The following is a 14081-nucleotide window of genomic DNA, read 5'->3' as shown; positions in this document are numbered from 1 at the left end:
CGGGCGGGGCGTCGTCGTACGTCCGGGCCGCGGCGCGGGTCACACATAAATCGGGGGCGCGATGTCGGTCCCGACACGTAACGTCTGGTGCTTGTGACGGTGACCGAGATCCAGACCCCGACGGCACCGGCGACCACGTCCGCGACCGACGGGTTGCCGGCCGGTCGGGTGCCCGTCGACTGGCGCCGCGTACGCCGCCCGCTGACCTACGTCTGCTTCTCGATGTCGCTGCTCGGCGCCGTCGCGGCGTCCCTCGGCTCGATGGTCGCCGGCCGCCTCGCCGAGGACCCCACGCAGGCCCTGCTGGTCCTCCTCGCGCTGTGCGTGGTGGGCGGCGCGGTCATCGACACGGTCGCCAAGACGGTCTGGGCCACGATCTGCGACCGGGCCGAGGGCCAGCTGCGCTCCGACCTGCTCGACGCCGCGATGGCGCAGCCCCTCGCCGAGCTCTCCGAGCAGGCCGTCGGCGAGGTCCTCGACCGCATCGACGACGACACCTGGGAGGTCGGTCAGCTCATGCGGTGGGGCGTGTGGCAGGCCGCACGCACCTTCCTCGCCTCCGGCCCGCTGTGGGTGGTCGCCTCGCTCACGTGGTGGCCGGCCGCGTTCCTCTTCCCGCTGACCGCGGCGGTGACCTACCTCGTCGTACGCCGCCTGCTGCCGCAGGTCGCGCAGAAGAAGGTCCTCGAGGAGGCCGCCTGGACCGACCACGCCGCCTCCACCGAGGAGGGCGTCGCCGCGCGTGACGACCTGCGCACCTCGCTGGGCCAGGCCCACGTGCTGCGCCGCAACGCCCACCTCGCCTCGGTCGTCCACCGGACCCTCGACGCGGTGCTCGCGGTGGAGGTCCGCATCACCCGGCGCAGCGGCGGGCTGCTCCACGGTGCGCTCGCAGCGGTCGGCGTCGTCGGTGTCGCGCTGGTGCTCGCGGGCGACCTGACGACCGCGCGCCTCGTGACCCTCTTCCTCGTCACGACGATGTTCGTCGGCGGCGTCGACATGCTGGCCCGCCACCTGCCCGACCTCCAGGAGGGCTTCGGCGCGGTCCTGCGACTGCGCGGCATGCTCGCCTCGCCCGCCGAGCCGACCGGGGGCCTGCCGGTGCCCGACGGGCCGCTCGACGTGGAGTTCCGCCACCTCGACTTCAGCTACGGCACCGGCACCTTCGCCCTGCGCGACGTCGACCTCCTGCTCACCGCCGGCCACACCTGCGCCCTGGTCGGCCGCACCGGCTCCGGCAAGTCCACGCTGGCCTCGCTGCTCTCGCGCGCGGTCGAGCCGCCGCGCGGCACGGTCTTCCTGGGCGGGGTCGACGTGCTCGACCTCGACCTGCAGGCGCTGCGCTCCGCCGTGGGCGTGGTCACCCAGCGCACCGAGGTCCTCGCCGGCACCCTCGCCGACAACATCACCCTCTTCGACGACGTCCCGCGCAGCATCGTCGAGGCAGCCGTGGCCGAGCTCGGCCTGACCGACTGGGTCGCCGGCCTGCCCGACGGCCTCGACACCGTCCTGGGCCCCGGCGGCACCAGCCTGTCGGCGGGCGAGGAGCAGCTGGTCGCCTTCGCGCGCCTGCTCGTGCGCGACGTGAGCGTCGTGGTGCTCGACGAGGCCACCGCGCGCATGGACCCCGTGACCGAGGCCCGCGTGGTGCGAGCCGCCGACCGGCTGATCTCCGGACGCACCGGCATCCTCGTCGCGCACCGTCTCTCCACCACCGAGCGTGCCGAGCAGGTCGCGGTGCTCGAGTCGGGGCGCGTGGTCCAGCAGGGCCCGCGCAGCCGCCTCGCCGCGGAGGACGGTCGGTTCCGCGAGCTGCTCGAGGCAGCGGCCCACGAGGCTGTCGTCGAGGAGCACCACCACGTCGACTCCTCGATCGGGTCCGTGCGCCGCAGCACCACTCCCCCGGCGCCGCCCGAGCTCGCGCCGACGCCGAGCCTGGCGCGCCAGGTGCTCCACACCATCAGCATCCAGCCCCAGTGGGGCCTGCTGGGCGCGGCGCTGTTCCTCCTGGCCTCGCTCACCGGCGCGTTCGGCGCCGTCACCGGCTGGGTCTGGGGGCTCATCGTCACCGACCTCCAGGCCGGCGAGCAGCCCGGCCTGCTCCTCGTGGCCCTGGTGGGGTCGCTGGTCGTCGGCCCGTTCCTGCTGGCGCAGGCGTTCCGCACCTATCCCCACTGGTGGGTCGAGGTACGCCTGCGCGTGCGTGCCGCCGTGCTGCACGGGCAGACCTCCCAGCGGCGGCTGCTGCGCACCCCGCCGGGCGAGGTGGTCGCGCGCACGATGGACGCCGACCGGCTCGCGCGCTACACCGACCGCTGGGTCGACTTCGTCAACGGCCTCCTCGTCGCGCTGATGACCGCGCTCATCGCCCAGACCTGGGTGGCCGGCGCCGTGCTGCTGACCGTCATGGTGGCCTCGGCGCTCGCCTCGACGCTCGGACGGCGCGTGGCGGGCCGGTCCGCGGCAGCCGCCTCGACGGCGCGCGCGACGTTCGGGCAGTCGCTGGTCTCGGCCCTCGAGTCGGTCCGCACGGTCAAGCTCGCCGCCGCCACCCCGCAGGTCCACCGGCACCTGCGCGAGGTCGACGGCGGCCGGGTGGACGCCGCGGTGCGCGAGCACCGCGTGCAGGCCCTGCTCGACGGCGTGCCGGTCGTGATGGTCCAGTGCGGCGTCGTCGCCGCCTGGGGAGGCCTCCTCGTCGGCCAGTGGGAGCTCGCCACCGCGCTGCTCGTCGCCAACGCGGTGAGCGGGTTCGACTGGTTCGGCCGCGTCGCCGGCTCCGTGGTGACCGAGGCCCCCGGCACCCGCGCCTGGATGAACGCCACCAGCGAGCTCGCCGGCGGTGGCGACCTGATGGACCTGCCGCCCGGCATGGACCTCGTCGAGGGCACCGGTCCCGAGCCGCCCGCGCCGCACCGCGACCCGCTGCGCACGCTCTCGGTCCGCGGGCTCGACGCCGTGCACGACGACGGCACCCTCGGCGTCCAGGGCGTCGACCTCGACGTGCAGGCGGGCGAGCTCGTCCTCCTGCTCGGCCAGGTCGGCTCCGGCAAGTCCAGCCTGCTCGGCGCGCTGGCGGGCCTCGTGGGCAGCACCGGCGAGATCCGCTGGAACGACCGTCGCGTCGACGACCCGCAGACCACGCTCCGCCCCGGCCGGGTGGCGCACGTCGCCCAGGTGCCGCGGGTGCTGTCGGGCACCTTCACCGGCAACGTTGCGCTCGACCACGGCGACCGGTCCGTCATGCCGGCACTCGAGGCCGCACGCATGGGTCGGGACGTGTCGGAGGCGGGTGGCCCCGACGCGCTCGTCGGCCACCGCGGCGTACGCCTCTCCGGCGGGCAGGTGCAGCGCCTCGCGCTCGCCCGGGCGCTGGCGACGGAGGCCGACGTGCTGCTCGCCGACGACGTGTCCTCGGCGCTCGACGCGGCCACCGAGATCGAGCTCTGGCAGGCCCTGCGGTCGCGCGGCACCGCCGTGGTGGGCGCGACCAGCAAGGCCGCGGCGCTCGCCCAGGCCGACCGCGTCGTGGTGCTCGACTCCGGCCGCGTGGTCGACGAGGGGCCGTGGCACGAGCTGTCGGCCCGCTGGGCCCACCTGGCGGGCTGACCCGGCCCCGAACCGCCGCGGTCGGCTTTGGCCGCATGGTTGGGTGGTGGCATGCGCGTCGTCATCGCAGGTGCCTCGGGCTTCCTCGGCACCCACCTGGCCGACCACCTCCGGGTGCACGGGCACGAGGTGACCGCGCTCGTGCGCCGCGCGCCGGCGTCGGCCCGTGAGTCCCGGTGGGACCCGGCGGCGGGCCAGATCGACACCGAGGTCGTCCAGCGCGCCGACGCCGTGGTCAACCTCGCCGGGGCCAGCATCGCCGGCAACCCGCACTCACGGAGGTGGTCCGCGGAGGTCCTGGAGTCGCGCGTGTCGACGACGCGCCTGCTGGCCGCGACGATCGCCGCCACCGAGCGTCCGGCCGCGTTCCTCGCCGGCAACGGCATCGCCTGGTACGGCGACCACGGCAACGCCACCGTCACCGAGGACACCCCGTCGGTCGGTGACGCCTTCCTCACCCGGGTGTCCCACGCGTGGTCCGCGGCGGCCGACCCGGCCCGCGAGGCCGGCGCCCGCGTCTGCGAGCTCCGCACGGCCCCGGTCATGGACCGCACCTCCCCGCCGCTCAAGCAGCTGCGGCTGCTGTTCCAGGCCGGCGGGGGCGCCAGGCTCGGCTCCGGTCGCCAGTTCATGCCGATGATCTCGCTGCGCGACTGGGTCGGTGCGGTGAGCTACCTCATCGAGTCGCGCGACGTGTCGGGCGCGTTCAACCTGTGCTGCCCGCGCACGCCGACCAACGCGGAGTTCACCGACGCCCTCGCCTCGGCCCTGCACCGCAAGGCCTTCCTCGCCGTGCCTGCCGCGCTGATGAAGGTCGCGGCGGGCGACCTGGCGCCCGAGCTGCTCGGCTCGGTCAACGCCCGGCCCGCCGCGCTGGAGCGCGCCGGCTACGACTTCGAGGACGAGGACGTGCGCGAGGTGCTGGCCGCCGCGCTCTCCTGATCGCGCGCCTCGGCCACCACCCATGTCGCCCGCCGGCGCACCAGCACCACGCGCCGCGTCGAGGCGCGGTCGGCGGGCAGCGCGACCGGCGCCGCGCCGCCGCCCACCGCAGATCCGCCGACGACGCGGTCGGTGACGACCAGCACCAGCCGTCGTGGCGACTGCTCGACGACGCGGAGGCCGAGCACCTGCGTCGTCAGGCCCTCGACCCGCAGCCCGCGCCCGGCGTACGCCTGCAGCAACCTGACGTCGGCCGCACCGCTGCGCGAGCCCGGCGCGTAGAGGTCCGCCAGGGCGGTCGCGTCTCCCCGCGCCCAAGCGGCCGCGCGGCGCTCGTCCCACGCCTCGAGGACGGCGGCCGGTCCGTGGGCAGGGCGAGCGGACGCGCCGGCAGCTGCCTCGGGGGGACGTACGTCCGCCCCAGCCGTGCCGTCCGGCCTGCCGTGGCCGACGACGAGAGTCGCCACGACGAGGGCGCAGGCGACCGCGGTGAGGGCGGGGAGCAGGCGTCGCGGGTCCATCGCCCCAGCGTGCTCGATCCGCGCGATCGCTGCAGGCGTCATCCACAGGGCAGTCCGGACACCGACCGAGGCGGCGGCGTACGCTCGGAGCATGTCTGTTGACCAGGACGTCACGCACCCGCTGGACTTCGAGGTCGCCGGGCTCGGCGCCGAGGCCGTCGACTACCTGGCGGCGTGGGACGTCCAGCGACGCGTGCACGCGGAGGTCGTCGCGGGCGACCGGCCCGACACGGTGCTGCTGCTCGAGCACCCGCCCGTCTTCACCGCCGGCAAGCGCACCGACCCGCACGAGCGACCGCTCGACCCGGGGGGCGCGGACGTCATCGACGTCGACCGCGGCGGCAAGATCACCTTCCACGGCCCCGGCCAGCTCGTCGGCTACCCGATCGTGCGGCTTCCCGACCACGTCAAGGTCGTCGACTACGTACGCCGGGTCGAGGAGGCACTGATCGCGGTGTGCGCCGACCTCGGCGTGACCACGGCGCGCATCCCCGGCCGCAGCGGCGTGTGGCTGCGCGAGGACGAGCGTGGACCGGAGCGCAAGGTCGCCGCCATCGGGATCCGTGTCAGCCGTGGCGTGACCATGCACGGGTTCGCGCTCAACTGCGACGTCGACCTCGGCTGGTACGACCGGTTCGTGCCGTGCGGCATCGCCGACGCCGGCGTCACGTCGCTGAGCCAGGAGCTCGGTCGCGACGTCACCGTCGAGGACGTGCTGCCGAGCGTGCGGCGCCACCTCGCCGCGTACCTCGCCTGGCAGCCCTACGACGCCACCCCGGACTACGAGCCGCGCCCCGAGCCCGGCCGCGGTCCGCGCATCGAGCTCGTCCGACCCGGAGCCTGACCCGCCGACTTCGGCGCAGCCCGGCGAGTCCGGGCCCACTGCGGGCCGTTGCCTGCCAGTGTTCCCCCACACACGCACACCTGGGGGGATGCATGGCCGAGATGGTCATCGAGACGCGCGCGCTGCGCAAGGAGTTCACAGGGCGGCGCGGCACCCGCGTCGCGGTGGCCGACCTGGACCTCGCGGTGCCGCGGGGCGGCGTGCACGGGTTCCTCGGACCCAACGGGTCGGGGAAGACGACGACCATCCGGATGCTGCTCGGGCTGGCCACGCCCACCTCGGGGACGATGTCCCTGTTCGGCACCCCGGTGCCGCAGCGACTGACCGAGGTCATCGGCCGCGTCGGTGCGGTCGTGGAGTCGCCCAAGTTCTCCCCCACGTTCTCCGCCCGGCAGAACCTGCTCCTGCTCGCCGGTTCCGTCGGGGTCGGCAGGGACGTCGTCGACGAGGCACTGGTCCGGGTCGGGCTGGGTGAGCGGGCCGAGGACCGCTACAAGTCCTACTCCCTCGGGATGAAGCAGCGCCTCGCGATCGCGGCGACCCTGCTCAAGTCGCCCGACCTGCTGATCCTGGACGAGCCGACCAACGGCCTCGACCCCGCCGGCATCCGGGAGATCCGCGAGCTGATCCGCGGCCTCGGCGAGGCCGGTGTGACGGTGCTGCTGAGCTCGCACATCCTGGCCGAGGTGCAGCAGGTGTGCACCAGCGCGACGATCATCGGCAACGGCCGGATGCTGACGTCGGGCAGGGTCGAGGACCTGCTCGGTCGTACGTCGTACAGGCTGCGCGTCGGCGACCCGGCCGCGGCGCGCACCGCCCTCGAGGCGGCCGGGATGACCGTCCGGCAGGACGCACGGTCGCTGGACGTCGTCACCGACGAGCCCGGAGACCGGATCACGCGCGTCCTCGCCGAGGCGGGCCTCTACCTGTCCGAGCTCACGCCGGTCCGCGCCGACCTCGAGACGATCTTCCTCGAGCTCACCGACGGCGACCGGATGGGCGTCACGCCGTCGCTGGAGGAGGTCCGATGAGGTTGCTGAATGTCGAGCTGACGCGGCTGCGCTGGCGACGCGCGGTCGTCGTGCTGCTGGTCGCCTGCGTCGCCCTGCCCCTGGTCCTGCTCGCCGGCTACGCCTGGGAGACGCGTCCCATCAGCGACGCGGACATCGCGCAGGCGAAGGAGCAGGCCGCCCAGGACGCCGGCCAGCCCTGGGTCGCCCAGGAGGTCGCTGCCTGCGAGGCGGACCCGGAGATCTACCTCGGACCGGACGGGGTGGCGACCGACTGTGCGGAGGCGATCACGCCCCGCTACGAGAACTACCTCTACCGGAGCGAGCTCGACCTAGGCTCGCTGCGCACCGACGTGGGTGCCGCCGCCATCACCATCATGACCGGGCTGTTGATGCTCATCGGCACGACGTACGCCGGCCACGACTGGAACACCGGCTCGATGAGCAACCAGCTGCTGTTCGAGCCACGGCGGCTCCGCCTCTGGGTGGCCAAGGGCGTCGCCGTGCTGCTCACCGGCGCCCTGGTCGGCGCGGTCGTGCTGGCCCTGTTCTGGGGCGGTGCGGCGCTCCTCGCCTCCAGCCGCGACATCGCGGCCGCCCCGGGGGTCTGGCGCGAGGTCTGGGAGACCCAGGCGCGGGGGGTTCTCGCCGTCGGCGTGGGCGGCCTGCTCGGCTACGCGCTCACGATGCTCTTCCGCAGCACGGTGGCGACGCTGTCGCTGATGTTCGGCGTCGCCATCGCGGGGTCCCTGGTGGTCGTCGCCGTCCTCGGCGACAGCGCAGCGCGCTGGTTGCTGCCCACCAACTTCCTGGCCTTCGTGCTCGGTGGGTTCTCCTATTACGACCCGACCGCGTGCACCCAGTCGTCCGACGGGTCGGTGACCGGGAGCTGTGAGCGGGTGCTGCCCGCCGTCGACGGCGGGATCGTCCTCGGGGTGCTCGTCGTGGTCGCGGTGGGGTTGTCGCTGTGGTCGACCCAACGGCGCGACGTGCCCTGAGCCCGTGCTCCGGGACGTGAATTGGGCGCGCCGACACGCCGTCGTAGAGTGGCGGGCGTGACGACCGCTCCCGCACCCGAAGGACGCAAGCTCCTCCGACTGGAGATCCGCAACGCGGAGACCCCGATCGAACGCAAGCCGGAGTGGATCAAGACCAAGGCCAAGATGGGTCCTGAGTACACCGCGCTGCAGAACCTGGTGAAGTCCGAGGGCCTGCACACCGTCTGCCAGTCCGCCGGCTGCCCCAACATCTTCGAGTGCTGGGAGGACCGCGAGGCGACCTTTCTCATCGGCGGCGACCAGTGCACCCGCCGCTGCGACTTCTGCCAGATCGACACCGGCAAGCCCCAGCCGCTCGACCGCGACGAGCCGCGTCGCGTGGCGGAGTCGGTGCAGCGCATGGAGCTGAAGTACGCCACCATCACCGGCGTCGCCCGCGACGACCTGCCCGACGGCGGCGCCTGGCTCTACGCCGAGACGGTCCGCGCGATCCACGACCTCAACCCCGGCACCGGTGTCGAGAACCTGATCCCCGACTTCAACGGCAAGCCCGACCTCCTCGCCGAGGTCTTCGAGTCGCGTCCCGAGGTGCTCGCGCACAACGTGGAGACGGTGCCGCGGATCTTCAAGCGGATCCGTCCGGCGTTCCGCTACGACCGCTCCCTCGACGTGATCACCCAGGCCCGCGACTTCGGGCTGGTGACGAAGTCCAACCTGATCCTCGGCATGGGCGAGACCCGCGAGGAGGTCTCCCAGGCGCTGCGCGACCTGCACGAGGCCGGCTGTGAGCTGATCACCATCACCCAGTACCTGCGCCCCTCCCCGCGCCACCACCCCGTCGAGCGGTGGGTCAAGCCCGAGGAGTTCGTCGAGCTCAAGGCCGAGGCCGACGAGATCGGCTTCGCCGGCGCCCTGTCCGGCCCACTGGTCCGCTCGTCCTACCGCGCCGGCCGGCTGTACGGTCAGGCCATGGACGCGCGCGCCGCCGCGACCGCCTGACCCGCACCACTCCCCCATCTGTCGAAGCACCCGTTGAACCCCTGACCGGACAAGGCCACCTCATGTCGACCCCCGCCTCCACGCCCAGCTCGCGCCGCGGGCAGATCATGCAGACCTACCGGATGGCCAAGCGCAGCGACCCGCGCATCGGCCTCATCGTGATGGGCGTCTTCGTGCTCGGCGCGGCGCTCGGTTTCGCCCTGATGTGGGTGCTGCCCGGCGACGGCCTGATCGGCTGGATCATCTCGGTCGTCGGTGCGCTGATGATCGGCCTGCTGTGTGCGCTGCTCGTCTTCGGCCGCCGCGCCCAGCGCGCGGCGTACACCCAGATGGAGGGCCAGCCCGCGGCCGCCGCGGGTGCGCTGCAGATGCTGCGCCGCGGCTGGAAGGTCGACCCGGTCGTCGGCTTCACCAAGCAGCAGGACGTCGTCCACCGCGTCGTCGGCCCGCCCGGCATCGTCCTGGTCGGCGAGGGCTCCAGCCCCACCCGCGTCAAGCAGCTGCTCACCACCGAGCGCAAGAAGCACGAGCGCGTCGCCCACGAGGTCCCGATCCACGAGGTCGTGTGCGGTCGCGGCGACGGCGAGGTGCCGCTGCCCAAGCTGGTGCGCCACGTCCAGAAGCTCGGGCGCAACGTGAAGCCGGCCGAGATGACCGACATCCTCATGCGGCTCAAGGCGCTCGACGCCCAGCGCGGCAAGCTGCCGCTGCCCAAGGGCCCGATCCCGACCTCGATGAAGGGCATGCGCTCGCAGCAGCGCGGTCGCTGACCCCTACAGCGTCACGGTCCGGGTGCCCGCGGCGACGTCGTGCAGCCCGCGACCGTCGAAGGTCAGCAGCGGCGGGACGAGCAGCGCGACGAGCACGGAGCGTACGAGCGCCCGCAGCAGCGACACCGGCTGGCCGGCGTCGTCCCGGCGTACGACGCGGAGCCGCGTGGCGAGCTTGCCGAACGAGCCTCCGGCCACCGCGGTGAACAGCGCCGACTCGACGACGAAGAGCGCCAGCGTGCCGAGCCCGTTGGGGTTGGCGGCGAGCACACCGGCCGCGACGAGCCCCTCGACGACGGCGAGGCAGGCCACCCAGTCGACGAACAGGGCCAGGATGCGGCGCCCCCACGGAGCGGTGTCGGACACCGGTGTTACAGCACTCGTCACGCCAGCAGCCTAGGAGGCGGGTGGATCCGGCCCATCGTCCGGTCACCTGTAACACGCCCGAAACAATCGGGATACGGTCTAGAAACTGCTCCCGCCTAGCGTGAGGCCACGGTGCAACGAGGCTCCGCTCCCGAACGCTGCAACTCGACGTGCGCGCGCCGCCGTCAAGGAGGAAGAACCGAATGTTCAACAACTCCGATGAGCTCCTGAAGTTCATCAAGGACGAGGGCGTTGAGATGATCGACGTCCGCTTCTGCGACCTGCCGGGCGTGATGCAGCACTTCACGGTCCCCGCGTCCTCCTTCGACCAGAGCGTCTTCGACGACGGCCTCGGCTTCGACGGCTCCTCGATCCGCGGCTTCCAGGCGATCAACGAGTCGGACATGTCGCTCTTCCCGGACCCCACGACGGCGTACCTCGACCCGTTCCGCAAGTCCAAGACGCTCAACGTCAACTTCTTCATCCACGACCCGATCACCGGTGAGGCCTACAGCCGCGACCCGCGCAACATCGCCCGCAAGGCGCTGGCCTACCTCGACTCGACCGGCATCGCGGACACCGCCTACTTCGCGCCCGAGGCCGAGTTCTACATCTTCGACAACGTCCGCTACAGCACGGGCGTCAACGAGGGCTACTACCACATCGACTCCGTCGAGGGCTGGTGGAACTCCGGCAAGGAGGGCGAGGAGAACAAGGGCTACAAGACCCGCCTCAAGGGCGGCTACTTCCCCGTCGAGCCCTACGACCACTACAGCGACCTGCGCGCCGACATGGTCAAGAACCTCGAGGCCTGCGGCCTCCACGTCGAGCGCGCGCACCACGAGGTCGGCACCGCCGGCCAGGCGGAGATCAACTACCGCTTCGACACGCTGCTCAAGGCCGCGGACGACGTGATGAAGTTCAAGTACCTCATCAAGAACACCGCCTGGGAGCAGGGCAAGTCCGTCACCTTCATGCCGAAGCCGATCTTCGGTGACAACGGCTCGGGCATGCACGTGCACCAGTCGCTGTGGAAGGACGGCGAGCCGCTGTTCTTCGACGAGACCGGGTACGCCGGGCTGTCCGACACCGCCCGCTGGTACATCGGCGGCATCCTCGAGCACGCCCCGTCGCTGCTGGCCTTCACCAACCCGACGGTGAACTCCTACCACCGCCTGGTGCCGGGCTTCGAGGCGCCGATCTCGCTGGTCTACTCCTCGCGCAACCGCTCCGCCTCGGTCCGCATCCCGATCACGGGCGCCAACCCCAAGGCCAAGCGCGTCGAGACCCGCTTCCCCGACCCGTCGGCGAACCCCTACCTCGCCTTCGCCGCGCTCATGCTCGCCGGCCTCGACGGCGTCCAGAACAAGACGGAGCCCGCGGCTCCGATCGACAAGGACATCTACGAGCTGCCGCCGGACGAGATGGCCGAGATCGACCAGGTGCCGACCAGCCTCAACGCCGTGCTCGACGCGCTCGAGGCCGACCACGAGTACCTGACCGCCGGCGGTGTCTTCACCGACGACCTGATCGAGACGTGGATCCACTTCAAGCGGACCCAGGAGATCGCTCCGGTCCAGCTGCGGCCGCACCCGCACGAGTTCGAGCTCTACTACGACATCTGATTCGCACGCCCTCACGGACGTCCGACCTGCGGGTTCTCCAGCCCCCGGTCACCGTTCCCCCGAGTTCCTCGGGGCGGCGGAGGCCGGGGGCTGGACCGTTCCCGGACCCCCCTGGGACGGACGTTCCGGGTCATCACCGAGAACACCGCCCTGACAGCTCTCGGGTTGCTCGGAGGACGAGGCCGGGTCGGCTGCACACACTCCGATGGTGGCGTCGATGACGGTGTCGTAGGCGCGACCATCCACCTCGTAGCTCACGGCGACACCGTCTACGACCACCGCGGAGTCGGACGGAACCGGCAACAGCACAGCGAGCGCCAGTCCGGTGTTGCGTGCCGTGCACTCCGCCACCTCACCGCGGCTCGCCGACTCCGGTTCACCGCCGGTAGGAGCCGCCTCGAAAGAGGAAGGCAGCTTGCTGACCGGACCGCCGCAGGCGAGCCGTCGGTGAGACAGCCAGCCAGGGCGCCGAACACGGGCCGTCGCGAGGCTGCCATCACCACCTCGACGTGGCCTGTGGTGAACGACAACGGCCCTGACCCCGTGCTGGGGCCCGCCCGTGGCCCGGCATCGTCCGTGCACGACGAGAGTGCAGCCCCCATGATCACCAGCATCGCGATGCTGGAGATCAGGAGGCCGCCCACGTGTCGAGGACCACGGGTCACGTGGTTGCGACCAGTCACCTGCAGCCGCCTCGCAGCAACCAGCTGCGCCTGCGCAGGGTTGGCGTGCTCCCGCACAGCTGGTCCCAGTGGTGCCCCGGCCCCCGGGCAACAGCCGCGGAGCTCCGTGTCACGGCTTCAGCGCGGCGGACCGGTATCAGACGTCCTCGACGCGTACCGCCCCACGTGACTCGCCGGCATCGACGATCCCGCCGCTCCTCCCCTTCAGGGGAGGTGGGTGCGCATGAGTGGCGCGAGCTGGCGAAGGGCGGAGACCACCCGGCTGGTGTGGTCCGGGGGCAGGGCGTGGCCCAGGTGCGGGAGCACCTCGATCTCCAGACCAGCGCCTGCCAACCGGGACCGGGTCCCCTCCACCTGGTGGAGGAGGTCATCGTCCGCGCCGATCCACGTACGCCCACTCGACGTCGCTGCCTCGGGTACCTGCGAGAGGTCGGCCACGGAGATGGCGGGCGCCGCGGCGAGCACGGCCGAGACCGGGAGCGCGGAGGGCTCGAGGGCCAGGCGCAGGGCGACCCGGGCACCTGCGGAGAACCCGGCCACGACGACCGGAAGATCCCGCAGCGCGTCGGGCAGCTGTGACCAGGCGTCGACGACCTCCTGCTTCGCCCGGTCGTGGTCTGGCCAGCTGCGGTAGCGCGGGGAGGTCCGCTGCGAGGAACGCACCGCGAGGAGTGCCGCGCCCGCCTCGCCGGCCGCCGGACCCCATGCGGCCGCGGCTTCGACCGCGTCCTCCTCGGCTCCGTGCAGGGCCATGAGCACCATGCTCGGAGAGCCCGCGGCGACCACGACGTCGCCCGAGCGGCACGAGGTCGCGTTCTCGGCTCGCCACCGCTCACCGCAGCCCTCGAGGAGCTGCTGGAACTCCGCAGATCCGCGCAGGCCGGCAAGGTCGTCGTCCTCGGCCAGGACCCGAGGGTCCCACCAGCCGCCGCGTCCCGCCGCGGCGACCAGCTCCCCCAGGGCCTCTTCGGTCGAGCCCAGGGCGCCCTTCAGGCACGCAGCCAGCAGGGCCAGCTCCGCGTCCCAGGCAGCGAGCCGCTCCCGGTTCCGGTCGATGACGGCGAGAGCCGGGGCATGCTGCCCCTCGGCGTAGAGCGAGAAGACCGACTCGTTCACCGATCGGTACAGGGCCGCGCCCTGGGGGTCGGAGCTCATTCCGCGAAGGTGATGCTGTAGGCGCCGTCGCGGGTGGTGACCTCGAAGCTGATCGACCCGGCGGTGCCCGACAGCTGGTCGCCCAGGCCCTCGTCGGCGCGGACCACGTCGTACGCCGACAGCGCAGCCTCGTAGTCGTCGAGGACGTCGGCGCCGGGGGCGTCGGTGGCGTAGTCGGCGATCTCGACGCCGCCGTCCATGGTGCTGGAGGTCTGGCAGAGGGTGGCTCCGGCCGGTGCCTCCGGCCAGTCGGCCGGCATCAGCGTGATGTCGGCGGGCTCCGGCGCCGTCATCGCGACCGGAAACGCCTCCAGGCACGTCTCGGGGACCCCGGACTCCACCTGGGAGCGCTGCAGGTCGTCGGTGCCGACGTCCTGCGCGCCGGGCTCGGACGGGTCCTCGGCGCCGCAGCCGACCAGCACGGCGCTGGCCACCAGACCGGCCATCCAGGCGGCGGTGTTCTTCGAGATGCAGTTCACGGTGTTCTCCAGTGGTCTTCTCGCCCGAGCGTCTCCCGGGCGGTCCAACCCTCGGTCGGCGGCCGTCCCGCCCGACAGGG

At 72.6% G+C, this 14081-nt stretch carries 12 protein-coding genes; 8 read left to right on the top strand and 4 right to left on the bottom strand.

Features of this window, described 5'->3' with window-relative positions; all coding sequences use genetic code 11:
• Positions 1-99: 99 nt before the first annotated feature.
• Positions 100-3609 carry an ATP-binding cassette domain-containing protein gene (locus tag IEZ24_RS06055; protein ID WP_242498389.1) on the top strand — a complete coding sequence of 1170 codons (3510 nt, stop codon included), beginning with the start codon at positions 100-102 and terminating at the stop codon, positions 3607-3609.
• Positions 3610-3660: 51 nt separating this feature from the next.
• Entirely contained in the window at positions 3661-4551 is an 891-nt protein-coding gene (locus tag IEZ24_RS06050) for a TIGR01777 family oxidoreductase (protein WP_129453707.1), read from the top strand.
• Here the strand turns inward: IEZ24_RS06050 and IEZ24_RS06045 are convergent.
• Positions 4497-5072, bottom strand: coding sequence for a hypothetical protein (locus tag IEZ24_RS06045; protein ID WP_129453706.1), 576 nt, complete (start codon positions 5070-5072; stop codon positions 4497-4499). The two genes, IEZ24_RS06050 and IEZ24_RS06045, sit on opposite strands and share 55 nt — an antisense overlap.
• A 91-nt stretch (positions 5073-5163) precedes the next feature.
• Between IEZ24_RS06045 and lipB the strand changes: the two genes are divergently transcribed.
• From lipB to IEZ24_RS06020, 5 genes are all read left to right on the top strand, one after another.
• The gene (gene lipB, locus IEZ24_RS06040; protein WP_129453705.1) at positions 5164-5916 is read left to right on the top strand and encodes a lipoyl(octanoyl) transferase LipB; all 753 of its coding nucleotides are present in this window, start codon (positions 5164-5166) and stop codon (positions 5914-5916) included.
• Between the two features lie 92 nt (positions 5917-6008).
• Positions 6009-6947, top strand: coding sequence for an ABC transporter ATP-binding protein (locus IEZ24_RS06035; protein WP_129453704.1), 939 nt, complete (start codon positions 6009-6011; stop codon positions 6945-6947).
• Positions 6944-7924, top strand: coding sequence for a hypothetical protein (locus IEZ24_RS06030; protein WP_165355975.1), 981 nt, complete (start codon positions 6944-6946; stop codon positions 7922-7924). Before IEZ24_RS06035 ends, IEZ24_RS06030 begins: the two co-directional genes overlap by 4 nt.
• A gap of 57 nt (positions 7925-7981) precedes the next feature.
• Positions 7982-8923 (top strand): lipoyl synthase, encoded by a 942-nt coding sequence (lipA, locus tag IEZ24_RS06025; RefSeq protein WP_129453703.1) that lies wholly within the window; start codon positions 7982-7984, stop codon positions 8921-8923.
• Positions 8924-8985: 62 nt separating this feature from the next.
• Entirely contained in the window at positions 8986-9693 is a 708-nt protein-coding gene (locus IEZ24_RS06020) for a DUF4191 domain-containing protein (protein WP_129453702.1), read from the top strand.
• Between the two features lie 3 nt (positions 9694-9696).
• Here the strand turns inward: IEZ24_RS06020 and IEZ24_RS06015 are convergent, their stop codons facing one another.
• Positions 9697-10080, bottom strand: coding sequence for an RDD family protein (locus IEZ24_RS06015; protein WP_129453701.1), 384 nt, complete (start codon positions 10078-10080; stop codon positions 9697-9699).
• 182 nt (positions 10081-10262) lie between these two features.
• Here IEZ24_RS06015 and glnA point away from each other — a divergent pair, with 182 nt between their 5' ends.
• Positions 10263-11684, top strand: coding sequence for a type I glutamate--ammonia ligase (gene glnA, locus IEZ24_RS06010; protein WP_129453700.1), 1422 nt, complete (start codon positions 10263-10265; stop codon positions 11682-11684).
• A gap of 887 nt (positions 11685-12571) precedes the next feature.
• Here glnA and IEZ24_RS06005 read toward each other — a convergent pair.
• Both IEZ24_RS06005 and IEZ24_RS06000 read right to left on the bottom strand, forming a co-directional pair.
• Positions 12572-13522 (bottom strand): alpha/beta hydrolase family protein, encoded by a 951-nt coding sequence (locus IEZ24_RS06005; RefSeq protein ID WP_129453699.1) that lies wholly within the window; start codon positions 13520-13522, stop codon positions 12572-12574.
• The gene (locus tag IEZ24_RS06000; protein WP_129453698.1) at positions 13519-14001 is read right to left on the bottom strand and encodes a hypothetical protein; all 483 of its coding nucleotides are present in this window, start codon (positions 13999-14001) and stop codon (positions 13519-13521) included. Before IEZ24_RS06000 ends, IEZ24_RS06005 begins: the two co-directional genes overlap by 4 nt.
• Positions 14002-14081: the final 80 nt, after the last annotated feature.

It is taken from the genome of Nocardioides ganghwensis (assembly GCF_014779655.1).
Classification (GTDB): domain Bacteria; phylum Actinomycetota; class Actinomycetes; order Propionibacteriales; family Nocardioidaceae; genus Nocardioides; species Nocardioides ganghwensis.
Note: the sequence above shows the minus strand (reverse complement) of the source record. Positions and strands in the feature narration are given on the sequence as shown.

Excerpts from the sequence above, each read along its gene's own strand:
- IEZ24_RS06050 (WP_129453707.1), top strand. The coding sequence starts at position 3,661 with ATGCGCGTCGTCATCGCAGGTGCCTCGGGCTTCCTCGGCACCCACCTG.
- IEZ24_RS06045 (WP_129453706.1), bottom strand. The coding sequence starts at position 5,072 with ATGGACCCGCGACGCCTGCTCCCCGCCCTCACCGCGGTCGCCTGCGCC.
- lipB (WP_129453705.1), top strand. The coding sequence starts at position 5,164 with ATGTCTGTTGACCAGGACGTCACGCACCCGCTGGACTTCGAGGTCGCC.
- IEZ24_RS06035 (WP_129453704.1), top strand. The coding sequence starts at position 6,009 with ATGGCCGAGATGGTCATCGAGACGCGCGCGCTGCGCAAGGAGTTCACA.
- IEZ24_RS06030 (WP_165355975.1), top strand. The coding sequence starts at position 6,944 with ATGAGGTTGCTGAATGTCGAGCTGACGCGGCTGCGCTGGCGACGCGCG.
- IEZ24_RS06020 (WP_129453702.1), top strand. The coding sequence starts at position 8,986 with ATGTCGACCCCCGCCTCCACGCCCAGCTCGCGCCGCGGGCAGATCATG.
- glnA (WP_129453700.1), top strand. The coding sequence starts at position 10,263 with ATGTTCAACAACTCCGATGAGCTCCTGAAGTTCATCAAGGACGAGGGC.
- IEZ24_RS06005 (WP_129453699.1), bottom strand. The coding sequence starts at position 13,522 with ATGAGCTCCGACCCCCAGGGCGCGGCCCTGTACCGATCGGTGAACGAG.